The sequence below is a fragment of the Actinoplanes sp. CA-030573 genome (genome assembly GCF_050951115.1).
In the GTDB taxonomy this organism is placed as follows: domain Bacteria; phylum Actinomycetota; class Actinomycetes; order Mycobacteriales; family Micromonosporaceae; genus Actinoplanes.
In genome coordinates, this window is the sequence record NZ_CP192038.1 from 5,216,904 (window position 1) to 5,240,542 (window position 23,639).

A 23,639-nucleotide genomic window follows, 5' to 3' on the forward strand; every position below is an offset into this window, starting at 1 on the left:
TCGGGGCATGGACGCCGCCGCATCGCTCGCCTCGTGGGCCACGCTGCTTGCCGACCGTACGCGCGCCGGATTCTGCCTTGCTCTTCTGGACGGCCGGGCCTGGACCGTCGGGGAGCTGGCCCGGCACGCGGGAGTCGCGATGTCCACGGCCAGCGAGCACGCCGACCGGCTCGTCGACGGCGGGCTGCTGGTGCAGCGGCGGCAGGGGCGCCATCGGTACCTGCAGCTGGCCGGACCGCAGGTGGCCGAGCTGATCGAGACGGTGGCCGCGGCCGGGAAGCCGGCGCCCGCGCCGCCGGTCGCGTCGCTGTCGGCGGCGCACCGGCGGCGGAACCTGGCGTTCGCGCGGACCTGCTACGACCACCTGGCCGGGTTCGTCGGGGTGGCGATCGCGGACGCCATGGTGGCCAACGGGTTCGTCAGCCGGGCGCACGGGCTCGCGCTCACCCCGCGCGGCGTCGGCTGGTTCGGCGCGCTGGGCATCCCGCTCGGCCGGCCGGGGCGGCGTCCGGTGCTGCGGGAGTGCCTCGACTGGACGGAGCGCCGCAGTCACCTGGCCGGGTCGGCGCCGGCGGCGCTGTGCGCGTACGCCCTCGAAGTGGGATGGATCGTGCGGATCGGCAGTGACCGCGCGGTGCGGGTGACCCCGGCGGGCATCGCGGCGCTCGAGGATCAGCTCGGCGTCGTCATCGGCGCGGGGACGGGCTCACCCGCCGCAGCTCCCGCAGCGCCTGCCGCCGCACGTCACCGGTGAGCGTGTCGATGTAGAGCCGGCCCGCGAGGTGGTCGGTCTCGTGCTGCAGCGCCCGGGCCAGGAAGCCGGTGCCGCGGATCTCGATGGGCTCGCCGTACTGGTCGAAGCCCCGCGCGGTCACCGACATCGCCCGCTTGGTCGGGAAGCCCAGGCCCGGCAGCGACAGGCAGGCCTCGTCGTCCTCCTGCTCGCCGTCGAACTGCGACAGCACCGGGTTGACCAGGTGACCGACCTGGCCGGCCACGTTGTAGGAGAAGACGCGCAGGCTGACCCCGATCTGCGGGGCGGCGACCCCGGCGCGGCCCGGCACCCGTACCGTCTCCTCGAGATCGGCGACCAGCTCGCGCAGCTCGGCGTCGAAGCTGGTGACCGGGTCGGCCTCGGTGCGCAGGACCGGGTCGCCGTAGATCCGAATGGGCCGGACTGTCATGGGTTCTCAGCGTAGCGGGTCGTTACGCGAACAGCGCCAGCTCGTCGGCCGACAGCAGCTCGCGCAGCTTGGCCAGGGAACGGCGGGTCTGGCTCTTCACCACGCTGACCGGGATCTCCAGCGCGTCGGCGACCTGCTCGACGCTGAGGTCCTCGAAGTAGCGCAGGATCACGATGGCGCGGTCGCGGGCGGGCAGGCGGCCGAGCGCGTCGAGCATGGTCAGGCGCAGCTCCGGGCTCTCCCGATAGGCGGGCTCGTGCAGCACCCCGGGGGTGGACTCGGTCGACGACCGGCGGCGGCGGTGGTCCAGGTAGGCGCGGAGGAGGATCTTTTGCGCGTACGCGAGGAGATTGTCGGCTTGCACGGCCCGGCGCCAGCTCAGGAACAGCTTGGTCAGCGCCGTCTGGGTGAGGTCCTGGGCGAGGTGCCAGTCCCGGCAGAGCATGAACGCGGTGTTGCGCAGGCGCTCGGCGTGGGCGTGCGCGAACTCGGCGAACTCGTCGTCGGGCGTCATCGGGCGAACACCGGGAGGCGGGGGAACTCCTTGGCACCGAGGGTCACCAGCCGCTCGTCCATGGTCACGCCCCACCGCGGGTCGGCGGCGACGCGCACGGCCTGGTCGACGGTCAGCGCCGGACGGGCCGGTCGCGTGCCGGCGCCGTCGGTGAGGCAGCTCGCCACGTCGACCCGGACGAGCGTGCCGTCCGGCCATGAAGCGCCGACCGATGTGCTCTGCACGCAATTGTCCGGCATGTGGGTGATTGTCACGCTGGCGGTGCCGCCGCGGGGCTCATCGCCGAACGGAGCCCGATCGACCTCGACCCGCACCGCGCCCGGGCCCGAACCGGCGTCCAGGTACAACTGCACCTGGAGATCATCGTCGGCCGCGACGCCGAGGTGACTCGTCCGTCCGGGTGGGACTAGTTGAAGCAGAAGGTGAAGCATCGCCGCTGCTGTCGCTTTCTTCCGCGTTCCTCCGGCACTCGCTGTGCCGCTGCGGATCGTCAACGTACGCGCTTCGGCCGGGGCGATGGGGGCGGCGGCGACGGGTGGCACGGTTTGGGGAGTCAACGCGGCGACGGCCTCGATAGGTTCTTGCCGACGGTCGGCGACACCGCAGTCACCGACGAGCACGAAGGCGGTCACGACGGCCGCCAGGGCGAGCAGCCCCGCGCCGATCGTGCGGATTCGCCGCATTAGGCGGATTCTTCGGCCATCGCGCATCGCGGCGCCCACCACGTCGCCGAGCGGCGGCGGCCGTTCCGCGCCCAGCTCGGCGCGCAGGACCGCACGCAGGTCTTCCGTCACCAGTGGCCCTCTCCGAGTACTCATCGGAATGACGGTCTGAACGAGGCGTTAGGTGACATCCGTTTTTGTCACACCCTCGTGGCAGCCTCACCTCGTGCCGAAGACGCAGTACTACACCGCCACGACGATCGACGGCTACATCGCCGATCCCGGCAACTCGCTCGACTGGCTGTTCGCCGTGCCCGACGCGGAGGGCGACCGCAGCCCGTTCGCCGACTTCTTCGCCGGCGTGGGCGCCTTCGCGATGGGCGCCACGACCTACGAGTGGGTCCTCGACCACGAGGACCTGCTCGGCAATCCCGCGAAGTGGAAGCAGTACTACGGCGACGTGCCCGCATGGGTGTTCACGCACCGCAAGCTGCCGCCGATCCCGGGGGCGCGCTTGCAGTTCGTCTCCGGCGACGTGCGGCCGGTGCACGAGGCCATGACGGCGGCGGCCGCGGGCTAGAACCTGTGGGTGGTCGGCGGCGGGGAGCTGGCCGGGGCGTTCGCCGACGCCGGCCTGCTCGACGAGCTCATCCTCGGCGTGGCACCGGCCACGCTCGGCGCGGGCAAGCCGCTGCTGCCGCGCCGGCTCACGGCTTCGCGGTTGTCGCTCTCCGCGGTCGAGCGGCGGGGCGAGTTCGCCTATCTGACGTACGGGTTGAAGCCCGCCGAGTGAGTCGCCGGGAGTGATCGGGGGTGGGGTGCCGGGTCGCCGCCGCGGCGCCCGGAGGCGCCCGTCGATCATTACGCAAGCGGTGGTGGCGGATACGCACCGTACAGGCGTCGCGGAAAAGCCAGCGCCGGTTGGGCGAAGTTGGGTGGCCGTTCGGCCATTGTTTCGCACTTACTGTCCGTCACCGGGGCGGCGGTCGGCTTCAAGCTTCCGGGGGTCAGCACCGTCACAGCGATGGCACCCGTGGGACGTTCACGCACGGTGACGCGCTGGCAGGACGGTGGTGGAGCCGGCGACGGACCGGAAGGAGGTGCCCGAGGGTGGTCGACAGGCACTGTTCCGTGGACCATGTGAACCGAGGGTTCTTTCGATGGGACGTCGTCACCCGTGGCATCCGCCGTCGTTCGGATTGAGGTAACGTCCGTCACCGTCGTTGTGAATCGTCACACACAAGCCCCCCGACCGGAGACCCCCGATGTGCCAGCACCAAACGCCCTGTCCCAGCTCCGAGGCCGTCGATCGTGAAGCGGCCCGCATCCTCGTCGCGTTTCCCGAGCAGGGATGGAGCCTGCTCTGCAACGGCGTGATCGTCTTCGAGGACACCGGCGAGATCCTGCCCGACGGCACCATGATCGAGCCGCACCGCGGACCGGCCGTGCACGCTCTCGCGGCCTGACGCACGGCGGCCGGCCACTGGCCGGCGCGAGCCTCCGTCGCTACTGAGCGTAGCCGCGTGACGCCACGCTCAGCACCGGGCGACCGGCCGCGAACCGTCAGCGGAAACCACGAAAAACCACGAAACCCCCGCGAGCGACGACGACCCGCGGCGGATGCCGATGCGGTGCGTCCCGATTCGGCGCCGCCCCAAAACGGGCAGCGCGTCACGAACGCCGTCCCCTACGATCGCCAGGCGTTTCCGCCGCCGAGCCGTCGAAGGGTGAGCCGTTGCCTCGCACCCGGTTGTACCTGGTCCGTCACGGCGAGCAGGATCCGGCCACGAGCCGCGCTCCCACCGGCGGCCTCTCCGCCCTCGGCCGCGACCAGGCCGAGCGCGCCGGCCGCCGCCTCGCCGGCGTCCCGTTCGACGCGATCCATCACAGCCCGCTGACCCGGGCGGCCGAGACCGCCGCCCTCATCGGCGCCCATCTGCCCTCGATTCCCCGCCACGCCTGCGACCACGTGGCCGACCGGACCCCGGTGCCGTCGCCGGAAGCGCGCGACGACTACCCGGCCCGCTGGCACGCCTGGCTCGACGAGACCCCGCCGGACGAGCGGGACGAGGACGCCGCGGCCCTGCGGGCGGCCGTGGCCCACTTCGGGGTCGTCGCCGGCCGTGATCGCCACGAGCTGCTGATCACCCACAACTTCGTGATCGGCTGGTTCGTCCGGCACGCCCTGGACGCGCCGGCGTGGCGGTGGCTCGGGCTGAACCAGGAGAACGCCGCCCTGACCATCGTCGAGTGGACCGGCGACCGGCCGCCGATGCTGGTCGCCTTCAACGACACCGGCCACCTCGCATGACGATCGAGCTGGTGGTCCGCTTCGCCGTGGACGACGCCGAGCTGAGCGACCTGCACGCGCGGGCGTTCGGGCACGCATCGGTGAGCGGAGCAAAGACGCCGGAGACGCGCGGGCGCGTATCGGTGAGCAGAGCAAAGGCGCCGGCGACGGCCTGGTCGCAGCGCCTCGAGCGCCATGCGCTGACCTGGATCGGCGCGTTCGACGGTGACCGGTTGGTGGGATTTGTGCAGGTGTGCTGGGACGGCGGGAGCCATGCGTTCGTGCTCGACACCGCGGTCGACCCGGACCACCAGCGCCGGGGCATCGGGGTGGCGCTCGTCGAGGCGGCCACCGACGAGGCCCGGCGGGCGGGCTGCGAGTGGCTGCACGTCGACTTCGAGCCGCACCTGGAGTCGTTCTACCTCGAAGCTTGCGGCTTCCGGCCCACCCCGGCCGGCCTGATCCACCTCCGATAGAGGCGGACCGGGCCGGGCGGGGCGAGACCCGCTCAGGACTCGAACGCCTCCGGCGACGGGCACGAGCAGACCAGGTTGCGGTCGCCGTACGCGCCGTCGATGCGGCGGACCGGCGGCCAGTACTTGGCGGTGCGGTCCACGCCGGGCGGGAAGGCGGCCACCGTACGCGAGTACGGGTGCGCCCACTCGTCGGTGGTGACCGAGGACGCGGTGTGCGGCGCGTTCGCCAGCGGGTTGTCGCCGGCCGGCCAGACACCGGCCGCCACCTGGTCGATCTCGGCCTTGATCGCGATCATCGCGTCGCAGAAGCGGTCGAGCTCGCTCAGGTCCTCGCTCTCGGTCGGCTCGACCATGAGCGTGCCGGCCACCGGGAACGACATCGTCGGCGCGTGGAAGCCGTAGTCGATCAGGCGCTTGGCCACGTCGTCGACCGAGACGCCGGTCGCCTTGGTGATCGGGCGCAGGTCGAGGATGCACTCGTGGGCGACCAGGCCGTTGTTGCCGGCGTACAGCACCGGGAAGTGGTCGCGCAGCCGGGCCGCCACGTAGTTGGCGGTCAGCACCGCGTTGCCGGTCGCCGCGGCCAGGCCGTCGGGGCCCATCATCCGCAGGTAGGCCCACGAGATCGGGAGGATCCCGGCCGAGCCGTGCGGAGCCGCCGACACCGCGTGGTGGTCGCCGGCGAGCACCGGGTTGCCCGGCAGGAACTCGGCGAGGTGCTGCCGTACGGCCACCGGGCCCACGCCCGGCCCCCCGCCGCCGTGCGGGATGCAGAAGGTCTTGTGCAGGTTGAGGTGGGAGACGTCGGCGCCGAACTGGCCGGGCCGGGCGTAGCCGACGAGCGCGTTGAGGTTGGCGCCGTCGACGTAGACCTGGCCGCCCGCCTCGTGCACCCGGGCGCACAGGTCGGCGATCGACTGCTCGTAGACGCCGTGGGTCGACGGGTAGGTCACCATGATCGCGGCGAGCGAGGACGCGTGCGCGTCGATCTTGGCGGACAGGTCGCCGAGGTCGACGTTGCCGGCGTCGTCGCACGCCACGACCACGACCCGCATCCCGGCCATGACCGCGCTCGCCGCGTTGGTGCCGTGCGCGCTCGACGGGATCAGGCAGACGTCGCGGTGCTCCTCGCCCCGTGAGCGGTGGTAGCCGCGGATCGCCAGCAGGCCGGCCAGCTCACCCTGGGAGCCGGCGTTGGGCTGCACGCTGACCGCGTCGTACCCGGTGATCTCGGCGAGCCACGTCTCCAGCTGCGAGATCAGGTGCTCGTAGCCGACCGTCTGCGACTCCGGCGCGTACGGGTGGATGTCGGCGAAGGCGGGCCAGGTGACCGCCTCCATCTCGCTGGTCGCGTTGAGCTTCATCGTGCAGGAGCCGAGCGGGATCATGCCGCGGTCGAGCGCGTAGTCGCGGTCGGCGAGCTTGCGCAGGTAGCGCAGCATGCTGGTCTCGGAGTGGTGGCTGTGGAACACCGGGTGGGTGAGGAACTCGCTGGTCCGCCCGAGCGGCTCGGCCCCGCACGTGGCCGGCTCCGCACGGTCGGCCCCGAATGCCGACAGAACCGCGGCCACCTGTACGTCGGTGGTCGTCTCGTCGCAAGCGACGGAGACCCGGTCGGCCGAGACGAGGCGCAGGTCGATCCCGGACTCGGCGGCGGTGGCGACGACCGCGGCCGCCCGCCCCGGCACCACGGCGGTCACCGTGTCGAAGAAGGCGTCGTGGTCGACGGTGATACCGGCGGCGGTCAGCGACCCGGCCAGCGTCAGCGCGTGCCCGTGGACCCGGCGCGCGATCTCCCGCAGCCCGGACGGCCCGTGGTAGACCGCGTACATGCTCGCCATCACCGCCAGCAGCACCTGCGCGGTGCAGATGTTGCTGGTCGCCTTCTCCCGGCGGATGTGCTGCTCGCGCGTCTGCAGGGCGAGCCGGTACGCCGGGGCGCCGTCCGCGTCCTTGGACACGCCCACGAGCCGGCCCGGCAGCGACCGCTCGAGCCCGGCCCGCACCGCGAGATACCCGGCGTGCGGCCCGCCGAAGCCGAGCGGCACCCCGAAGCGCTGGGTGGTGCCGGCCGCGATGTCGGCGCCGATCTCGCCCGGCGGCCGCAGCAGCGTCAGCGCGAGCAGGTCGGCGGCGACGGTGACGAGGGCGCCGGCCGCGTGCGCATCGGCCACGAGCGCGGCATGGTCCCGCACGGCACCGGAGGCACCCGGATATTGCAGGTGAAGCCCGAAATACTCGGCGGGGAGCTGATCACCGGCGTCGAGGTCCACGAGCACCAGGGAGATCCCCAGCGGTTCGGCCCGGGTGCGCAGCACCGAGAGCGTCTGCGGCAGGGTGTCGGCGTCCACCACGTACACCGGAGACTTGCTCTTGGAAGCGCGCCGCGCCAGCGTCATGGCCTCGGCCACGGCCGTGCCCTCGTCGAGCATCGAGGCGTTGGCCGTGGTGAGCCCGGTGAGGTCGGTGACCATGGTCTGGAAGTTGAGCAGCGCCTCGAGCCGGCCCTGGCTGATCTCCGGCTGGTACGGCGTGTAGGCGGTGTACCAGGCCGGGTTCTCCAGCACGTTCCGCTTGATCACCGCGGGCGTGTGGGTCCCGTAGTACCCGAGCCCGATCATCGGGGTGGCGACCACGTTCTTGGCGGCGATCGACCGCAGCTCGGCGATCGTCTCCTCCTCGGAGGCGGCCGGCGGCAGGTCGAGCCGCCCGTGCCAGCGGATCACCTCGGGGATCGCCGCGTCCATCAGCGCCTCCAGCGAGGAGTAGCCGATGGCCTTGAGCATGTGAGTCTGCTCGTCCGGATCGGGACCGATGTGCCGGGATGCGAACGTCATGGCGGGCTCCAAGCGGAAGCGGAGGTCGACAAGGCGGCCTCCCCCTCTGTCATACCCATGGTGAGTACTTCAGAGTCGCTTGCCCACGCGGTCCGTTTGCCTGAGAGGTTCCGGGGAGGATTTGCCCCTTCGGCGCCGGTTCGGAAGCCGGACTCTCCCGCATGGCTGCCGACCAAACTACCAGTGACCTTGGCGGAAACCGCTAACCCTAGGGTGGGTATGTGACCTACACCCCCGCGCAGAGCCGCTACGACTCGATGACCTACCGCCGGGCCGGCCGCAGCGGCCTCAAGCTGCCCGCGATCTCGCTCGGCCTCTGGCACAACTTCGGCGACGGCCGCCCGCTCGACCGGCAGCGCGACATCGTGCGCCGCGCCTTCGACCTCGGCGTCACCCACTTCGACCTGGCCAACAACTACGGGCCGCCGCCGGGCAGCGCGGAGCGCAACTTCGGCCGCCTCATCGCCGCCGACTTCCGATCCGTCCGCGACGAAATGATCATTTCGACCAAGGCCGGATACCACATGTGGGAGGGCCCGTACGGCGAGTGGGGCTCGCGGAAATACCTGGTGAGCAGCCTCGACCAGTCGCTGCGCCGGCTCGGCCTCGACTACGTCGACATCTTCTACCACCACCGGCCCGACCCCGACACGCCGCTGGAAGAGACGATGAGCGCGCTCGACGCCGTGGTCCGCGCGGGCAAGGCCCTCTACGTCGGCATCAGCAACTACTCCAGCGAGCAGACCGCGCGCGCCGCCGCGATCCTGCGCGACCTGGGCACGCCGCTGCTGATCCACCAGCCGTCGTACTCGATCCTCAACCGCTGGATCGAGCGCGACAACCTGCTCGGCACGCTCGAGGAGGCCGGCGCCGGCTGCATCGCGTTCAGCCCGCTGCAGCAGGGCCTGCTCACCGACCGCTACCTCGGCGGCATCCCCGACGACTCGCGGGTGCGCACCAGCGTCTTCCTCAACGAGAGCGACCTGGACAGCAAGACGATGGGCCGGATCCACGCGCTCGACGACATCGCCAAGCGCCGCGGCCAGACCCTGGCCCAGATGGCGCTGGCCTGGGCCCTGCGCGACGAGCGCATGACCAGCCTGATCATCGGCGCGAGCAGCGTGGAGCAGCTGGAGAACAACGTGGCGGCCCTGGACAACCTGGTGCTGACCGCCGAGGAGCTGGACGAGATCGACGGAACCGTCCTCGACCTATGAGCGTCCGCATCGCGACACCCGACGACCTCGACCAGGTCCTCGCCCTTGCCGTCGACTTCTACGCCGAGGACGGGTTCACGACCCCGAAGGACCGGCTGGCCGACCACCTCGCGCACCTGCTGGTCAGCGACGCGGCGCACGCCGCCGTGGTCGAGGAGGACGGCGTCATCGTGGCGTTCGGCATCTCCACGTCTTCCTACGGGCTGGAGGACGGCCTGATCGCCGAGCTCGAGGACCTCTACGTGGCGCCCGGGGCACGCCGGCGGGGTCTCGCCGCGGAGCTCATCGAGGACAGCGCCCGGTGGGCCGCGGCCATCGGCGCGGCCCGCCTCGAGATCGTCATCGCCCCCAACGGCCAGGACGTGACGCACCTGTTCGAGATCTACCGGAAGAAGGGCTTCGTCGACGAGGGCCGCCGGATCCTGGCGCGCCCGCTGGGATAGGTCAGGCGCCCTTCCGGCTCGCGATCGCCTCCAGGAAGATGTCGCCGATCTTCGCCGGGTCGGTGGCGATGAAGACGCCGCCCGAGCCCGCGGCCTTGGTGATGGCCTCGAGCTCGGCCCGGTCGATCGCGGTGCCCATGCCGATGATGATCATGCGGACCGGGCGCTTCGGGTCGCGTACCTTGGTCATCTTCGACACCAGCTGGTCGATGGTCAGGCCGCCGGGGTTGTCGTTCTTGCCGTCGGTGTAGATCACCACCGAGTTCGAGACGCCAGGCTGCCAGCCCTGTTGCACCCGCTGGTAGGCGGCGAGCGCGGTGTCGTACAAGCCGGTGTCGCCGCCCTTCTTCGGCTGGATCTTGTCGATCGCCTTCAGCATGTCGGAGCGGTAGGTGGCGCAGGACAGGATCGGCAGGTTCTCCACCCACGGCCTGGTGCCGGCCATGTTCGTCGAGAACGTCCAGTTGCCGACCGACCACCGGTCGTCCAGCAGCGCCAGGCCCTGCCGCGCCACCGCCCGGGTCACCTCGGCCCGGGTCAGGCCGCCCGCGGTCGGCACCTTCGCGTTCATCGAGAACGACACGTCGAACACGGCCAGCATCCGGCCCGGCTGGGTGATCGCCGTCCAGCTGCCGAGCAGCTGCCCGATCGCCGCGGTCACCGCCTTCGGATCGGCGGCGGGAGGCGGCGCGACCTTGGCGGGGGCGCCGGCCGGTGCCGCGAAACCCGCTCCCGGCGTGCCGTCCGGACCGCGTACGCCCGTCCTGGCCAGTTGATCGGTGAAGGCCGGCGTCCCGAGGGCCTTGCGCAGCTCCGCCGCGGCCTGCTCCTTCTGCGGATCGACGCCGGGCATCACCGCGAACGGATAGTCCAGCGCCACCGACTGCGGGTACACCGCGGCCAGCGGCAGTCCCGGCCGGCCGGCGTTGTAGGCGATCACGTCCGCCTCGGACAGCGGCGCCACGCCGACCGCGCCGCCGTCGCCGGCCGAGGTCGGGAACTTCTGCAGCAGGTCGGAGCGGATGCTCGAGCTGTTCGCCGACAGCGCCCGCATCGCACCGACCTTGAGCGTGGCCGCCGACGCGTCGTTGCCGGCCGCCGCGGCCACCGCCAGCAGGCCGGTCAGGCCGGTCGCGTCCCGGCCCGGGTCCACGATCCCCGGCTTCAGCGACTTGTCGGCGGCGATCCTCTTGACCAGGTCCTTCATGGTCGCGTTGCCGAGCGGGGCGGCGGCCGCCGACGGGACGGCGAGCACGATCGGGCTCGACGCCACCGAGCCGAGGGTCGTCGGCTGGAACCCGGACGCCTCCGAGGCGAGCCGCAGCAGCCACGTGCCCGAGTCGGGGATCCAGGCGTCGACGCCGGTCGCGTCCACCACCTTCGAGCCGGCGCCGACCAGGTTGACGCCGTGCTGCTTGCCGATCGCGGCGACCATGCCGGTCGGGTCGGCGGCGGTCACCGCGGCCGTGACGCAGGCGCTGCCGATCCGCGCGGCGTCGGTCCGGGCCCAGGAGTCGGCGACGGCCTGAACGGCGGGCGCGATCTCGGGGGCGGCGGCGACCCGCAGCCGTACGCTCGACGCGCAGTTCTTGCCGGAGTACTCGTGATAGCCCGCCCATGCCCCACCGGCGACCACCACCACGGCGACCGCGGCGGCGGCGACGGCGAGACCGGTCCGGGGAAGATGACGGTGTCGGCCAGGCATCGGGACATCTTGATGCGTCGAACCCCAAAAGATCCACGGTCGTACGGGTGGAATATGTCACTGATGCTGCAAAAAGGTTACCGGCTCGGGCACCGTGCGTAGAGCATCCTAGGAACCTAGGTTTTAGGGTTCGGGCGGGTTGTCGGTTTACGCTGATCACATGCCCGCCCCGACGCGCGACGCTCCCGTCGTCCCCCTCGCCCGGCCGCACCGGCCGGTCCTGGTCGTGGGCACCCTCGCCGAGCTGGCCGGGCCGACCGAGGGCCTGGTCGAGCTGCCGCTGCGGCTGTGGTGGGGGCCGCGCGGCACGTTCGACCTGGGCGAGCCGACGATGCTGGCGTGGATGTACGAGAACGTCCTGCGCGAGGCGATCCGGGTCGACGAGCTGCGGGCGTACCTCGACGGTCCCACTCTGGTCCGCGTCTGGCCGCAGCTGAACCTGCCGCGCGCGGTGCGCGCGGCGTGGGAGACCCGCCACCCGCGCCTGCGCCACGCCGCCGCTCGCGCGTATGCGTGAGCAGAGCGAAGCGCCGCGCGAAGGGTGACCGCCGACGACATCTTCCGCGAGGTCGCCCGGGTCGCGCTGGCGGTGGCCGAGAAGCACGGCTTCGTTCTCGGCGGCGGTGTCGCGTGGCTGGTCAACGGCCTGGTCGACCGGCCCACCGAGGACGTCGACCTGTTCACCGACACCGCCGGCGGGGTGGCCGCCGCGGCCGACGAGGTCACCTCCGCGCTCACCGCGGCCGGCTACCGGGTCGTCCGGGAGGAAGGCGACGAGCTCTTCGAAGGCATGGACGAGGACCTGCGCGAGTTTCTCATCACCAAGGACGGCCGGGCGCTGCGCCTGACCCTCTGCCGCCTCGACCGGCACCGCGCGCCCGTGGTCATGGAGCTGGGGCCGGTCATGCACCTCGACGACCTGGTCGCCACGAAGGTCGCCGCGCTGGTCAACCGGCGCGAGGTCCGCGACTACATCGACGTCGCCGCCGCGCTCGAACGCTACCCGCTCGGCCGGGTCCTCGAGCTGGCCCGGGCCGCCGATCCGGCCATCGACCCGGAGGACGTGGCCGACGCGGGACGCTATCTCGACCGCCTCGACGACGCCCGCTTCGCCCTCTATGGGCTGGACGCGCCCGAGATCGCCGAATTACGGGACAGACTCGCCGCGTGGCCGCGTACGGCGGAAAGATAAGGTCAGCAATCGTGACGCTCACCGACCGCCTGCCCGGAACGAACGAGCCCGACGCGGTCTTCGATGCCTTCCAGAAGTGGGCCACCGAGCAGGGCCTCGCCCTCTACACCCACCAGGAAGAGGCGCTCATCGAGCTGGCCACCGGGGCCAACGTCATCCTCAACACCCCCACCGGCTCGGGCAAGAGCCTGGTCGCCACCGGCGCGCACTTCATCGCGCTGGCGAGCGAGCGCACCACCTTCTACACCGCGCCGATCAAGGCGCTGGTCAGCGAGAAGTTCTTCGCCCTCTGCGCGATCTTCGGGGCGCACAACGTCGGCATGCTCACCGGCGACGCCAGCGTCAACCCGGACGCCCCGATCATCTGCTGCACCGCCGAGGTGCTGGCCAACCTCGCGCTCCGCGAGGGCGCGGACGCCGACGTCGGCCAGGTCGTGATGGACGAGTTCCACTTCTACGCCGAGCCCGACCGCGGCTGGGCCTGGCAGGTGCCGCTGATCGAGCTGCCGCAGGCCCAGTTCCTGCTGATGTCGGCGACGCTCGGCGACACCACCCGCTTCGTCGACGACCTCTCCCGCCGGACCGGACGGCAAACCGCGGTGGTGAGCAGCGTCGAGCGCCCGGTTCCGCTGATCTTCTCGTACGCGATGACGCCCCTGCACGAGACGATCGAGGAGCTCCTGCAGACCCACCAGGCGCCGATCTACATCGTGCACTTCACCCAGGCGGCGGCCCTCGAACGCGCCCAGGCCCTGATGAGCGTCAACATGGCGACCCGGGCCGAGAAGGACGCGATCGCCGCCGCCATCGGCAACTTCCGGTTCACCGCCGGCTTCGGCCGCACCCTGTCCCGGCTGGTCCGGCACGGCATCGGCGTGCACCACGCGGGCATGCTCCCCAAGTACCGGCGGCTGGTCGAGACCCTGGCCCAGGCCGGCCTGCTGAAGGTCATCTGCGGCACCGACACGCTCGGCGTCGGCATCAACGTGCCGATCCGCACCGTGCTGTTCACCGGGCTGTCCAAGTACGACGGCGTGAAGACCCGGCTGCTCAAGGCCCGCGAGTTCCACCAGATCGCGGGCCGGGCCGGGCGCGCCGGGTTCGACACCCTCGGCACGGTCATCGTGCAGGCGCCCGAGCACGTCATCGACAACGAGCGGGCCCTGGCCAAGGCCGGCGACGACCCCAAGAAGCGGCGCAAGGTGGTCCGCAAGAAGCCGCCCGAGGGCACCATCGGCTGGGGGCAGCCCACCTTCGACCGGCTCGTCGGCGCCGACCCCGAGCCGCTGACCAGCTCGTTCCAGGTGTCGCACGCGATGCTGCTGAACGTCATCGCGCGCGGCGGCGACCCGTTCGCGGCGATGCGGCACCTGCTCACCGACAACCACGAGGAGCCGGCCGCGCAACGCCGGCACATCCGGCGGGCGATCGCGATCGCGCGCGCCCTGATGGCCGGGGGCGTCATCGAGCGTACCGACGAAGGGGTCTATCGCCTGGTCGAGGACCTGCAGCTCGACTTCGCGCTGAACCAGGCCCTCTCCCCCTTCGCGCTGGCCTGCCTGGAGCTGCTCGACCGGGAGGCGCCGGACTACCCGCTCGACGTCGTCTCGGTCATCGAGGCCACGCTCGAGGACCCGCGGCAGGTGCTGTCGGCGCAGCGCACCAAGGCCCGCGGCGAGGCGGTCAACGCGATGAAGGCCGAGGGCATCGAGTACGAGCAGCGGATGGAGCTGCTCGAGGACGTGACCCACCCGCGGCCGCTGCTGGAGCTGCTCGAGGGCGCCTACGAGACCTACCGGCGGGGCCACCCGTGGGTCGCCGACTACGAGCTCAAGCCCAAGAGCGTGGTCCGCGACATGTACGAGCGGGCGATGACCTTCACCGAGTACGTGTCGTTCTACGGCCTGTCCCGCTCGGAGGGACTCGTCCTGCGGTACCTGGCCGACGCGTACCGGGCGCTGCGCCAGACCGTCCCCGAGGACGCGCGCACCGAGGAGCTCACCGACCTCATCGAGTGGCTCGGCGAGCTCGTGCGGCAGGTCGACTCCAGCCTGCTCGACGAGTGGGAGCGGCTGCGCAACCCCGGCGCCGAGCCGGAGGAGGTACGCCTGGACGACAAGCCGCCCGCCGTCACCCGCAACGCCCGCGCCTTCCGGGTGCTGGTACGCAACGCCCTGTTCCGCCGGGTCGAGCTGGCCGCGCTGCGCCGCTGGGACGAGCTGGGCGAGCTGGACGGCGACGCGGGCTGGACCGCCGGCCGCTGGCAGGACGCGATGGAACCGTACTTCGACGAGTACGACGAGATCGGCACCGGTCCCGCCGCCCGCGGCCCGGCCCTGCTGCACATCGAGACGACGAGCACGGCGTGGCACGTCCGCCAGGTCTTCGACGACCCGGACGGCGACCACGACTGGGGCATCGACGCCACCGTCGACCTGGCCGCCTCGGACGACGCCGGGGCCGCCGCGGTCGTGGTCACGGCGGTGGGGCCGCACTAGTGGGACGGCGTTAGTGGGGCCGCGCTAGTGGGCCCGCCGCTGTCCCGGCGGCGCCGGCTGGCCGGGTTCGCCCTCGCGGTGGCCGGGCTGCCGCTGCTCACCGTGGTCGGGCACGCGACCGGCACGGCCCTCACCGGCAACCTCGCGCTGTTCCTGGCCGCGGTCGTCGCGGTCGCCCTGGTGGGCGGACGCTGGCCCGCCCTGCTCGCCGCGGTCGGCGGGTTCTTCCTGCTCAACTACTACTTCGTGCCGCCGCTGCGCACCCTGGCCATCGGCTCCTGGTCGAACCTGGTCGCGCTGTGCGTGTTCGTCGTGGTCGCCCTGGCCGTCTCGTGGGTCGTCGACCTCGCCGCCCGCCGGGCCCGCCAGGCGCGCGTCCTGGCGATCGCCGCCGAGGGCGACCGGGTGCGGACCGAACTGCTCCGGGCGGTGGGTCACGACCTGCGCACCCCGCTCGCCTCGGCCAAGGCCGCCGTCGCCGGCCTGCGCAGCCCCGACGTCGAGCTCGACGACAAGGACCGCGCCGAGCTGCTGGCCACCGCCGAGGAGTCCCTCGACCGGCTCGCCGCCCTGATCGCCAACCTGCTCGACATGAGCCGCCTGCAGGCCGGCGCGCTCGCGATGTCGCCGGCCGACGTCGGCCTCGAGGACGTGGTGCCGCGCGCCCTCGACGAGCTCGGCCCGCCCGGACGCGAGGTCGCGGTCCGGCTGCCGGGCGAGCTGCCCGCCGTCCGGGCCGACCCCGGCCTGCTCGAGCGCGTGATCGTCAACATCGTCGCGAACGCCCTGCGGTTCAGCCCGCCCGGCCGGCCGCCCGCGATCTCCGGGACGGCGGCCGGCACGACCGTCGAGCTGCGGGTGGTCGATCACGGGCCGGGCATCCCCGAGGGCGACTGGGACCTGGTCTTCCGGCCCTTCCAGCGCCTCGGCGACCGGGACGCGCATCAGGGCGCGGGGCTCGGCCTTGCGCTCTCGCGCGGACTGGCCGAGGCCATGGGCGGTACGCTGCGGCCCGCCGCCACCCCGGGCGGAGGCCTTACGATGATCTTGTCGTTGCCGGCGGCCCCCACGGAGGCACAGAGGTGACCCGCATCCTCGTCGTCGACGACGACCCGCAGATCGTCCGGGCGCTGCGGATCAACCTGCGGGCGCGGCGGTACGACGTCGACGTCGCCCCCGACGGCGCCGGAGCACTGCGCGCGGCCGCCGCCCACCCGCCCGACCTGGTCGTGCTCGACCTCGGGCTGCCGGACATGGACGGCGCCGAGGTGATCCGCGGCCTGCGCGGCTGGACCACCGTGCCGATCATCGTGCTCTCCGGGCGGGCCGAGGGCACCGACAAGGTGGCCGCCCTCGACGCCGGCGCCGACGACTACGTGACCAAGCCGTTCGGGCTCGACGAGCTGCTGGCCCGCATCCGGGCGGTGACCCGGCGGGTGCAGCCGCCGGACGCCGCCGCCTCGGCCACCGCGACCGTCGGCCGCTACACCATCGACCTCGCCGGCCACACGATCACGCCCGAGCAGCGGCTCACCCCGACCGAGTGGCAGCTGCTGGAGCACCTGCTGCGCAACCCGGGCAAGCTGATCACCCAGCGCCAGCTGCTGCAGGACGTGTGGGGGCCGCAGTACGGGACCGAGACGAACTACCTGCGGCAGTACATGGCCCGGCTGCGCCGCAAGCTCGAGGACGACCCGACCCGGCCCCGGCATCTGCTGACCGAGCCCGGGATGGGCTATCGCTACCAGCCGTGAGCCCGCCGGTCAGCGCCAGGCCTGCAGGGGACGTCCGGCAGCTCGACCACGTCGGCCTCGACCCCGGGGTCGCCGGTCGAGTCCCAGGAGCCGGCCTCGCCGGAGAACCGGCCGAGCGTGCCGGGGTCGGCCGGGTCGAGCGTGACCGTGTGGTGCGGGCCGCCGTCGCCGCCGTCCACGGTCACCGCCAGCCTCGTCGTGCCGGGGATGAAGCCGGCGCCGGAGAGGCTGAGCCCGCGTGCGCCGAGCGCGTCGGCGTCGACCTCGCCGGTCGCCTCGTAGGTCCGGCCGCTCGCCCGGTAGAGGACCAGCCGTCCCTGCGACCGGTCGAGCGCGGCGGCGGTCGCGTAGTCCTCGCGGAAGACGAGCCCCTCGGGGGGCCTCGGGCAGGGTGATCCGGCGCAGCTCGGCGCCGGACCTCACGTCGTACACCCGAAGCTCGCGCTTTCGCCCTTGGTCGTGAGCAGGACCAGGCCGGCCGGCAGTACGGTGGCCGTCGGCCGCGGGGCCGGCGCCTTCCACTGCGGGGCCGCCGACGCCGCGCCGCCCCCGTCCGAGCACGCGCTCAGCGCCAGGAGCAGGACAATCGCGGCGATCGATCTTCTCACGCCGGGGATGCTACCGGGGTGCGCGCTCCGGTGCGGGTCGCCCCGATGCCGGCCGTGACCACCAGGGCGATGCCGGCCACGCCGAGCAGGTCGGGGATCTGGTGCAGGCCGATCGCGCCGATCAGCAGGGCGAAGGCGGGCTCGAGGGCCATCAGGGTGCCGAAGGCCCCGGTGGTCAGGCGGCGCAGGGCGAGCATCTCCCCGCCGTACGCGATCATCATCATCACCCCGAGCAGCAGGCCCAGCAGGACCTGGCCGCCGGTGAGCGCGGCGAACACGTGCGGCGACACCGTGCACGTCGCGACCAGGGCCGCGACCGGCATCGAGACGGCCAGGCCCTGCAGCCCGGAGACGGCGTCGCCGACCCGCTGGGTGAGCACGATGTAGGCGCCCCAGCAGACCGCCGCGCCGAGCGCGAAGACGACGCCGAGCGGGTCGACCGTGCCCGCCCACGGCGTGGTCAGCAGCACCACCCCGAGACCGGCCAGCACCGGCCAGAGCGGCCGGCGGACCCGGGCGGCGGCGACCGCGAGCGGGCCCAGGAACTCGATGGCGCTGGCCGTGCCCAGCGGCAGCCGGCCGACCGCGGCCATGAAGAGGATCGTGGCGCCGGCGGTGGCCACCCCGAGCAGCGCGGTCGCGCCCAGCGACCGGGCGGTGAAGGACCGCAGGCGGGGCCGGACCAGGACGAGCAACAGCAGGCCGGCCCAGGACAGGCGCAGCCAGGCCGCGCCCTCGGCGCCGATCGAGCCGATCAGCCCGACCGACGCGGCGATGCCGGCCTGGACGGTGAGCATGGCGGCGATGGCCATGGCGGTTCCGGTGCGTGCCTGCTGCATGCCGCCCATTCAAGCCGCGCCGATTGTTCGCGTCCACGTGCCGATGCTGGACATACCGTTCAGGATTGACGAACAATCCCGAGGTGGAGACGCGCAGGCTGCGGTTACTCGTCGAGCTCGACCGGCTGGGGTCGATGCGCCAGGTCGCCGAGGAGATGGGGCTCACCACCTCGACGGTGTCGCAGCAGCTGGCGATCCTGGCCCGGGACGTCGGCGCCGCGCTCGTGGAGCCGGACGGACGACGGGTACGGCTGACCCCGGCCGGTCGCCGGCTGGCCGCGCACGGGGTCACGATCCTGGCCGCGGTCGAGGCGGCCCGGCTCGACCTCTCCCCCACCGCGGAGCCGTCGGGCACGGTGAAGGTCGCCGGGTTCGCCACGGCCGTCCGGCGGGCGCTGCTGCCGCTGCAGCGCGGGCTGCCGGCCGGGGTGCGGCTGTCGATCCGCGAGCACGAACCGGCCGAGTCGTTCGCGCTGCTCGACGCCGACGACGTGGACCTCGCGCTGATCTACGACTACAACCTGGCGCCGCTGTCGTTCCCGGCCCGGTACGAGACGCGGGCGCTGTGGACGATGCCGTGGAGTCTCGCGGTGCCCGCCGGCATGTCGCTCGCGTCGGCGTGGGCGGCGGACTGGATCGTCAACTCCCGCAACACCGCCGACGAGGACGTGGCACGGACCCTGGCCGCGCTCAACGGCGGCTCGGTGCGGGTGGCGCACCGGTGCGACAGCCTGACGCTGGTCGAGGATCTGATCGAGGCCGGGCTCGGGGTGGCGCTGCTGCCCGCGGACATGGGGGCTCCCCCGTCGATCTCGCTGCTGCCGCTCACCTCGCCGCCGGTGCTGCTGCGGGCGTACGCGGTGACGCGGCGCGGGCGGGCCGGGTGGCCGCCGCTCGCCCTCGTGCTGTCCCTGCTTCGTCCTTCGTCCACAGGCTTGAATGATCTTGCGCGGGCTCGCATAGGGTGATGCCCATGCCCGAACTGGAGATCCCGCTGCTGGAGGCTCTGCACTCCACGCCCGCCCGGCGTTACCTGTCGCCCGAGCCGATCGGCGACGATGTCATCCGCGCCATCCTCGACGCGGCGATCCGCGGCCCCAACGGCGGCAACACGCAGCGCTGGGCCTGGATCGTGCTGCGCGACCCCGAGGTGAAGAAACGCATTGCCGGCTTCTACCGCGAGGGCTGGGAGGGCAGCTACGGCAAGCTCCGTGAGTTCATGCAGACCCAGCCCGAGTCGGCCGACGGCACCGGCCCGGCCAACTTCCGGGCCGGCGACCACCTGGCCGCGCACCTCGAGGAGGCGCCGGTCTGGGTGTTCCCGGTGCTGCTCGGCGCGGCGAAGTCGGCGAACCCGCGGCTGGGCGCCTCGATCTACGGCGCCGTGCAGCAGCTGATGCTGGCGGCCCGGGCCTACGGCGTCGGGTCGGTCATCACCACCCTCTACTCCGGACACGAGGAGGAGGTGCGCGAGCTGCTCGGCCTCCCGGAGGACGCGCTGACGATGGCGCTGGTGCCGCTCGGGTACCTGAGCCGGGGGCGGTGGGCCCAGCCGAAGCGGAAGCCGCTCGACGAGGTCGTCTTCTTCGACCGGTACGAGGCCCGCTAGCCGCGCCGCTCGCTCTCTTAAGGCGGCGTTTCCAGCGCGGTCGCGCCTTCGTCGCGGTCGCGCCCTTCGTCGCCGTCGCGCCCTTCGTCGCCGTCGCGCCTTCGTCGCCGTCGCGCCTTCGTCGCGGTCGCGCCCTTCATCGGCGGTCGGGGGGCCGGTCTCCGCGGGCGTCCACCTCGGCCAGGCGGTCGGAGAGGAAGCGGCGCTCGGGGTCGTTGTCGGTGAGGGCGATCGCCTCGGCGTAGGCCTCCGCGGCCTCGGTGTGGCGGCCGAGGCGGCGCAGGAAGTCGGCGCGGGCGGCGGCCAGATAGGGGTAGGTCGCCAGGGCCGGCTCGGACAGCAGCGGCGCGAGCGCGTCGAGCCCGGCCTGCGGGCCGTCGCGCATGCCGAGGGCGGCGGCGCGGTTGAGGCGGACCACCGCGGTGGGCCACCGGGCGAGCAGGCGGTCGTAGAGGTCGACGACCGCCGGCCAGTCGGTGTCCGCCCAGGTGGGCGCCTCCGCGTGCTGGGCGGCGATCGCGGCCTGCAGCGCGTAGCGGCTGGGGCGCCCGCGGCGCAGCGATGCGGTGAGCAGGGCGACGCCCTCGCGGATCTGGGCGGCGTCCCAGCGGCTGCGGTCCTGCTCGGCGAGCAGCAGCAGGCGGCCGTCGGGGGCCTGGCGGGTCGCCGAGCGGGCGTCGTGGAGCAGCATGAGGGCGAGCTGCGCCGCGACGTCGGGCTCGGCCGGCATCAGGCGGTGCAGCAGGCGGCCGAGGTCGAGCGCGCGGTCGAGCAGGTCGTGACGGACCAGGTGGGGGCCGGCCGGCGCGGTGTGGCCGGTCGCGAAGATGAGCTGGACCACCTCGAGGACGGCGCCGAGGCGCTCGCCCAGCTCGTCGGGGGCCGGCGCGCGGTACGGGATGCGGGCGGCGGCGATCTTCTTCTTGGCGCGGGTGATGCGGGCGGCCATGGTCGGCTCGGGCACCAGGAAGGCGCGGGCCACCTCGGGCGTGGTCAGGCCGCAGACCAGGCGCAGGGTGAGCGCGGCCTGCGCCTCGCGGGACAGGGCGGGGTGGCAGCAGGTGAAGATCAGGCGAAGGCGGTCGTCCTCGGGGCCGGCCGGGGCGCCGGGCACGCCGTCGCGGGCGGCGCCGGCGGGCGTGGCCGGGTCGCGGGCGTCCTCGACGACCAGCAACGGCAGCGCGCGCCGGAAGGCGGCGCGGCGGCGCAGCTCGTCGCGGGCCTTGTTGCGGGCCACCTGGGTGAGCCAGGCGCCGGGCCGCGCCGGCACGCCGGTGCCGGGCCAGGTCTGGAGGGCGGCGGCGAACGCCTCCTGCGCGCACTCCTCGGCCAGGTCGAGGTCGCGCGTGAGCTGGGCGGTGGTGGCCAGCACCTGCGCCCAGTCGCGGCGATGGGCCGACGCCACCGCCGCGACGACCGGATCGGCGGAGTGGCCGACCGGCGGCACCGCCGCGACGGGGTCGGTCATTCGTGCTCGACCACCGGGCGGATCTCGACGCCGCTGTGGGCGGCCTTGACCTCGGGGAGCTGGGCCGCGAGCTTGACGGCCTCGTCCAGGTCGGCCGCCTCGATCAGGTAGAAGCCGCCGAGCACCTCCTTAGTCTCCAGGAACGGTCCGTCGGTCAGCACCACGCCGCCGTCGGAGCCGGCCCGCAGCGTGGTGGCGTCGGGGGCCGCGGCGAGCTGCTCCCCGCCGAGGACGCGGGCGCCGCCGGTCTCGTTGAAGCCGGCATGGGCCCGGCCGTGAGCGGCCCACTCCTCCGGTGTCATCGCCTCCCACTGCTTGTCGTCGCCGTAGATGAGCAGCATGTACTTCGCCATGTCGTACACCTTTCCTCGTTGGCTCTCACCGCACCGACGAACAGCCCGGCGGCGGAATCGACACGCCGCCCATATTCTGGCCCGGTGACGTACATCAAATCGGTCACCTTCGACTGCGCCGACGCTCTGGTGGTCGCCCGGTTCTGGGCCGCGGCGCTGGGCGGCGAGGTCGAGGAGGACTCGACCTCCGACAAGGCGTTCGTGGAGGCGCCGGGGTGGGGCGGCCCCAACCTGTGGTTCCAGCGGGTGCCCGAGCCGCGGACCGCCAAACTGCGGATGCACTTCGACCTGCGCGCGCCGGACGGGGTGGCGGCCGAGGTCGAGCGGCTGCGGGGGCTCGGGGCGACGGTCTTCGACGACCAGGGTGACCTGGTGGTGATGCAGGACCCGGAGGGCAACGAGTTCTGCGTCGAGACGTGAGAAGGGCCGGCATCCGCGGTGGGTGCCGGCCCCTCTCGTACGGGCGCTATTTCTTCTTGCCTTTTTCTTCGGCGCCTCGATGGCCGCCCGCGGGTACTTCTGGTTGAAGCTCTCGATCACCGGGAGGCCGACCCGGACGAGGTCGCGGCTGCGGTGCTGGACGTCGGCGGGCGTCATGTGCCGCGGCACCGGGAACTGGGCGGCGATCGTGCCGGTGAACTGGAGCAGGTCGTTGACCGAGCCGGGGAACGTGCGGCACATGTCGGCGGCCGCGCGCAGCTGCGACTCGGGGATGAAGGCGACGTGCTCGCGCATGCCGCCGGCCCACGCGCCCGGATGCACCAGATAGCCGGCGGGCAGACCGCCGGCGCCGCCCATCGGCGCGAGGGCCTCGGACCGCTCGACCGGCTCCGGCTTGGACTTCAGCACCATGTAGAGCGCGCCGGCGGCGAAGAGCAGGCCGGGCACGATGATCGCGACCTGGGCCGACTTGCCGGCCATGAGCAGCACCACGGCGAGAACGCCGAGAATCATCGCGCCGGCCATGTACTCGCGGGTGCCGTCACGCGCGGCGCCCGCCTCGGCGTCGGCCACGCAGCGCTTGATGATCGCCTCGAGCACCGGGTCGGTGGGCCGCCACCCATCGGCCCGGACGGGCATTTCACGCGCGGACTGTGCCATCCGTGGCGTCCTTTCGCTTGGAGGGGACGCCCAGCGGTATCGGCCGGCGCCGCGCCGGGATGAGAGATAAGCGGGCGCGTTTTCCTGTTCGCTTGCCCTGCTCTTGCCCTGCTCTTCCCCGTGCTCCTCCCCACCCCGTTCACTGGGTGGGGTGACCTTACGGCTCGCCTACGACAAATTCGGGCCGTTGTCCACAGCGGTGATTGCGTTGCTCGCCCGCTGCTTGGGCGCCGTTGCCCTGCCGCGCTGCTGCCTCCCCGCCGTTGCTCTCCCGGCGCTCGGCGTCCGCGCCGTTGCCCTCCGGGTGCCGCTGCCCACGCGCGCCGCTGCCCACGCGCGCGCCGCTGCCCACGCGCGCCGGCGGATGGTGATGACTGGGTGTTCTGCCAGCGCAGAAAGTCGTCACCCTACCCGCCCATCGTGAGCCCACGCCCTGACCCGTCGACCTTGATGATCTGCCGTCCCCGCAGCGCGCCAAGTCATCACGCTGCCCGGCGTCTGTCAGTTTCGCCTGCGACGACCGGTCAATCTTGATGGCGTCGAGCGACCCGGGGCACGGCAATTCATCAGGGCAGCAGGTTGGGCCGGGTGGAGGACCGGGCGACCAGGCGACCAGGCGACCGCGTGACCGCGATCCGGCAGTCGAGCGGGTATTCCGGCGGGCAGTCGAGCGGCTGATCCACTCGTGGCGCGTATTGGTGAGCAGAGCAAAGGGCGCCGAAAGTTGCTCAGACGCGAGGATCAAATGCCGGGACCGTCCGGGCGTCGGTCAACGGATACGGATGGCGCGCTCCGGTCGACGGCGCCGCGGGGCGCCAGCCGGCCGGGGGGCCAAGCGCAGCCGGTGCGAGCCGGCGGGCGCGGCCGAGCGAGGCTGGCGGTGTCGGGC

Annotated in this window: 24 protein-coding genes, 2 pseudogenes and 1 riboswitch; of the genes and pseudogenes, 16 read left to right on the forward strand and 10 right to left on the reverse strand. The window is 72.8% G+C overall.

What is annotated here, in order from left to right; translation table 11 throughout:
• Positions 1-7 precede the first annotated feature (7 nt).
• Positions 8-754 carry an ArsR/SmtB family transcription factor gene (locus tag ACQP2F_RS24225; RefSeq protein ID WP_433290954.1) on the forward strand — a complete coding sequence of 249 codons (747 nt, stop codon included), beginning with the start codon at positions 8-10 and terminating at the stop codon, positions 752-754.
• On the opposite strand, the gene ACQP2F_RS24230 is transcribed toward ACQP2F_RS24225, so the two are convergent.
• Genes ACQP2F_RS24230 through ACQP2F_RS24240 form a run of 3 tightly spaced genes read right to left on the reverse strand, consistent with a single transcriptional unit; the run spans position 687 to position 2,516 of the window.
• Entirely contained in the window at positions 687-1,184 is a 498-nt protein-coding gene (locus ACQP2F_RS24230) for a peptide deformylase (protein ID WP_433290956.1), read from the reverse strand. The two genes, ACQP2F_RS24225 and ACQP2F_RS24230, sit on opposite strands and share 68 nt — an antisense overlap.
• A 22-nt stretch (positions 1,185-1,206) precedes the next feature.
• Positions 1,207-1,698, reverse strand: coding sequence for a SigE family RNA polymerase sigma factor (locus ACQP2F_RS24235; RefSeq protein WP_433290958.1), 492 nt, complete (start codon positions 1,696-1,698; stop codon positions 1,207-1,209).
• On the reverse strand, positions 1,695-2,516 hold the full coding sequence (locus tag ACQP2F_RS24240) for a hypothetical protein (protein ID WP_433290960.1): 822 nt from the start codon (positions 2,514-2,516) through the stop codon (positions 1,695-1,697). The genes ACQP2F_RS24235 and ACQP2F_RS24240 overlap by 4 nt, the downstream gene beginning before the upstream one ends.
• 70 nt (positions 2,517-2,586) lie before the next feature.
• Between ACQP2F_RS24240 and ACQP2F_RS24245 the strand changes: the two are divergent.
• The 4 genes and pseudogenes from ACQP2F_RS24245 (at position 2,587) to ACQP2F_RS24260 (ending at position 5,126) form a co-directional block, all read left to right on the forward strand.
• A pseudogene (locus tag ACQP2F_RS24245) lies at positions 2,587-3,153 on the forward strand (dihydrofolate reductase family protein).
• A gap of 472 nt (positions 3,154-3,625) precedes the next feature.
• On the forward strand, positions 3,626-3,826 hold the full coding sequence (locus tag ACQP2F_RS24250) for a DUF5999 family protein (protein ID WP_433290962.1): 201 nt from the start codon (positions 3,626-3,628) through the stop codon (positions 3,824-3,826).
• Positions 3,827-4,095: 269 nt separating this feature from the next.
• The gene (locus ACQP2F_RS24255; RefSeq protein ID WP_433290964.1) at positions 4,096-4,671 is read left to right on the forward strand and encodes a histidine phosphatase family protein; all 576 of its coding nucleotides are present in this window, start codon (positions 4,096-4,098) and stop codon (positions 4,669-4,671) included.
• Positions 4,668-5,126, forward strand: a complete 459-nt coding sequence (locus ACQP2F_RS24260; RefSeq protein ID WP_433290966.1) for a GNAT family N-acetyltransferase — start codon at positions 4,668-4,670, stop codon at positions 5,124-5,126. The genes ACQP2F_RS24255 and ACQP2F_RS24260 overlap by 4 nt, the downstream gene beginning before the upstream one ends.
• Before the next feature lie 32 nt (positions 5,127-5,158).
• Here ACQP2F_RS24260 and gcvP read toward each other — a convergent pair whose 3' ends face one another.
• Positions 5,159-7,963: an aminomethyl-transferring glycine dehydrogenase gene (gcvP, locus tag ACQP2F_RS24265; protein WP_433290968.1), complete on the reverse strand. Its 2,805-nt coding sequence runs from the start codon at positions 7,961-7,963 to the stop codon at positions 5,159-5,161.
• Between the two features lie 78 nt (positions 7,964-8,041).
• Positions 8,042-8,133, reverse strand: a riboswitch (glycine riboswitch).
• A gap of 87 nt (positions 8,134-8,220) precedes the next feature.
• Here gcvP and mgrA point away from each other — a divergent pair.
• Positions 8,221-9,180, forward strand: coding sequence for an L-glyceraldehyde 3-phosphate reductase (mgrA, locus tag ACQP2F_RS24270; protein ID WP_433307599.1), 960 nt, complete (start codon positions 8,221-8,223; stop codon positions 9,178-9,180).
• The gene (locus ACQP2F_RS24275; protein ID WP_433290970.1) at positions 9,177-9,623 is read left to right on the forward strand and encodes a GNAT family N-acetyltransferase; all 447 of its coding nucleotides are present in this window, start codon (positions 9,177-9,179) and stop codon (positions 9,621-9,623) included. The genes mgrA and ACQP2F_RS24275 overlap by 4 nt, the downstream gene beginning before the upstream one ends.
• A gap of 1 nt (position 9,624) precedes the next feature.
• On the opposite strand, the gene ACQP2F_RS24280 is transcribed toward ACQP2F_RS24275, so the two are convergent.
• Positions 9,625-11,328, reverse strand: coding sequence for a VWA domain-containing protein (locus ACQP2F_RS24280; protein ID WP_433290972.1), 1,704 nt, complete (start codon positions 11,326-11,328; stop codon positions 9,625-9,627).
• Positions 11,329-11,488: 160 nt separating this feature from the next.
• Here ACQP2F_RS24280 and ACQP2F_RS24285 point away from each other — a divergent pair, with 160 nt between their 5' ends.
• The 5 genes and pseudogenes from ACQP2F_RS24285 (at position 11,489) to ACQP2F_RS24305 (ending at position 16,772) form a co-directional block, all read left to right on the forward strand.
• Positions 11,489-11,845 (forward strand): hypothetical protein, encoded by a 357-nt coding sequence (locus ACQP2F_RS24285; RefSeq protein ID WP_433290974.1) that lies wholly within the window; start codon positions 11,489-11,491, stop codon positions 11,843-11,845.
• A 24-nt stretch (positions 11,846-11,869) separates the two neighbouring features.
• Complete coding sequence (locus ACQP2F_RS24290; RefSeq protein ID WP_433290976.1) at positions 11,870-12,520, forward strand: nucleotidyl transferase AbiEii/AbiGii toxin family protein; 651 nt, start codon at positions 11,870-11,872, stop codon at positions 12,518-12,520.
• A gap of 11 nt (positions 12,521-12,531) precedes the next feature.
• On the forward strand, positions 12,532-15,018 hold the full coding sequence (locus tag ACQP2F_RS24295) for a DEAD/DEAH box helicase (RefSeq protein WP_433290978.1): 2,487 nt from the start codon (positions 12,532-12,534) through the stop codon (positions 15,016-15,018).
• Between the two features lie 39 nt (positions 15,019-15,057).
• A pseudogene (locus tag ACQP2F_RS24300) lies at positions 15,058-16,104 on the forward strand (sensor histidine kinase); the annotation flags it as partial.
• Positions 16,101-16,772, forward strand: coding sequence for a response regulator (locus tag ACQP2F_RS24305; protein ID WP_433290980.1), 672 nt, complete (start codon positions 16,101-16,103; stop codon positions 16,770-16,772). The pseudogene ACQP2F_RS24300 and the gene ACQP2F_RS24305, both read left to right, overlap by 4 nt.
• Here ACQP2F_RS24305 and ACQP2F_RS24310 read toward each other — a convergent pair.
• From ACQP2F_RS24310 to ACQP2F_RS24320, 3 genes are all read right to left on the reverse strand, one after another.
• Positions 16,760-16,957 carry a hypothetical protein gene (locus tag ACQP2F_RS24310; RefSeq protein WP_433290982.1) on the reverse strand — a complete coding sequence of 66 codons (198 nt, stop codon included), beginning with the start codon at positions 16,955-16,957 and terminating at the stop codon, positions 16,760-16,762. The two genes, ACQP2F_RS24305 and ACQP2F_RS24310, sit on opposite strands and share 13 nt — an antisense overlap.
• A 234-nt stretch (positions 16,958-17,191) precedes the next feature.
• Positions 17,192-17,380: a lipoprotein gene (locus ACQP2F_RS24315; protein WP_433290984.1), complete on the reverse strand. Its 189-nt coding sequence runs from the start codon at positions 17,378-17,380 to the stop codon at positions 17,192-17,194.
• Entirely contained in the window at positions 17,377-18,219 is an 843-nt protein-coding gene (locus ACQP2F_RS24320; protein ID WP_433290986.1) for an EamA family transporter, read from the reverse strand. Before ACQP2F_RS24320 ends, ACQP2F_RS24315 begins: the two co-directional genes overlap by 4 nt.
• Before the next feature lie 83 nt (positions 18,220-18,302).
• On the opposite strand from ACQP2F_RS24320, the gene ACQP2F_RS24325 reads away from it, so the two are divergent.
• The gene (locus ACQP2F_RS24325; RefSeq protein ID WP_433290988.1) at positions 18,303-19,187 is read left to right on the forward strand and encodes a LysR family transcriptional regulator; all 885 of its coding nucleotides are present in this window, start codon (positions 18,303-18,305) and stop codon (positions 19,185-19,187) included.
• A 5-nt stretch (positions 19,188-19,192) separates the two neighbouring features.
• Entirely contained in the window at positions 19,193-19,828 is a 636-nt protein-coding gene (locus ACQP2F_RS24330) for a nitroreductase family protein (protein ID WP_433290990.1), read from the forward strand.
• A gap of 136 nt (positions 19,829-19,964) precedes the next feature.
• Here the strand turns inward: ACQP2F_RS24330 and ACQP2F_RS24335 are convergent, their stop codons facing one another.
• Both ACQP2F_RS24335 and ACQP2F_RS24340 read right to left on the reverse strand, forming a co-directional pair.
• Positions 19,965-21,200, reverse strand: a complete 1,236-nt coding sequence (locus tag ACQP2F_RS24335) for an RNA polymerase sigma factor (RefSeq protein ID WP_433307601.1) — start codon at positions 21,198-21,200, stop codon at positions 19,965-19,967.
• Between the two features lie 92 nt (positions 21,201-21,292).
• Positions 21,293-21,649 carry a YciI family protein gene (locus ACQP2F_RS24340; protein WP_433290992.1) on the reverse strand — a complete coding sequence of 119 codons (357 nt, stop codon included), beginning with the start codon at positions 21,647-21,649 and terminating at the stop codon, positions 21,293-21,295.
• A gap of 84 nt (positions 21,650-21,733) precedes the next feature.
• On the opposite strand from ACQP2F_RS24340, the gene ACQP2F_RS24345 reads away from it, so the two are divergent.
• Both ACQP2F_RS24345 and ACQP2F_RS24350 read left to right on the forward strand, forming a co-directional pair.
• Positions 21,734-22,069 (forward strand): VOC family protein, encoded by a 336-nt coding sequence (locus tag ACQP2F_RS24345; RefSeq protein ID WP_433290994.1) that lies wholly within the window; start codon positions 21,734-21,736, stop codon positions 22,067-22,069.
• Between the two features lie 153 nt (positions 22,070-22,222).
• Positions 22,223-22,813: a hypothetical protein gene (locus tag ACQP2F_RS24350; RefSeq protein WP_433290996.1), complete on the forward strand. Its 591-nt coding sequence runs from the start codon at positions 22,223-22,225 to the stop codon at positions 22,811-22,813.
• Positions 22,814-23,639: the final 826 nt, after the last annotated feature.

Coding starts and splice junctions, on each gene's coding strand:
- ACQP2F_RS24225 (WP_433290954.1), top strand. CDS start 8: ATGGACGCCGCCGCATCGCTCGCCTCGTGGGCCACGCTGCTTGCCGAC.
- ACQP2F_RS24230 (WP_433290956.1), bottom strand. CDS start 1,184: ATGACAGTCCGGCCCATTCGGATCTACGGCGACCCGGTCCTGCGCACC.
- ACQP2F_RS24235 (WP_433290958.1), bottom strand. CDS start 1,698: ATGACGCCCGACGACGAGTTCGCCGAGTTCGCGCACGCCCACGCCGAG.
- ACQP2F_RS24240 (WP_433290960.1), bottom strand. CDS start 2,516: ATGAGTACTCGGAGAGGGCCACTGGTGACGGAAGACCTGCGTGCGGTC.
- ACQP2F_RS24250 (WP_433290962.1), top strand. CDS start 3,626: ATGTGCCAGCACCAAACGCCCTGTCCCAGCTCCGAGGCCGTCGATCGT.
- ACQP2F_RS24260 (WP_433290966.1), top strand. CDS start 4,668: ATGACGATCGAGCTGGTGGTCCGCTTCGCCGTGGACGACGCCGAGCTG.
- gcvP (WP_433290968.1), bottom strand. CDS start 7,963: ATGACGTTCGCATCCCGGCACATCGGTCCCGATCCGGACGAGCAGACT.
- mgrA (WP_433307599.1), top strand. CDS start 8,221: ATGACCTACCGCCGGGCCGGCCGCAGCGGCCTCAAGCTGCCCGCGATC.
- ACQP2F_RS24275 (WP_433290970.1), top strand. CDS start 9,177: ATGAGCGTCCGCATCGCGACACCCGACGACCTCGACCAGGTCCTCGCC.
- ACQP2F_RS24280 (WP_433290972.1), bottom strand. CDS start 11,328: ATGCCTGGCCGACACCGTCATCTTCCCCGGACCGGTCTCGCCGTCGCC.
- ACQP2F_RS24285 (WP_433290974.1), top strand. CDS start 11,489: ATGCCCGCCCCGACGCGCGACGCTCCCGTCGTCCCCCTCGCCCGGCCG.
- ACQP2F_RS24320 (WP_433290986.1), bottom strand. CDS start 18,219: ATGCAGCAGGCACGCACCGGAACCGCCATGGCCATCGCCGCCATGCTC.
- ACQP2F_RS24330 (WP_433290990.1), top strand. CDS start 19,193: ATGCCCGAACTGGAGATCCCGCTGCTGGAGGCTCTGCACTCCACGCCC.
- ACQP2F_RS24340 (WP_433290992.1), bottom strand. CDS start 21,649: ATGGCGAAGTACATGCTGCTCATCTACGGCGACGACAAGCAGTGGGAG.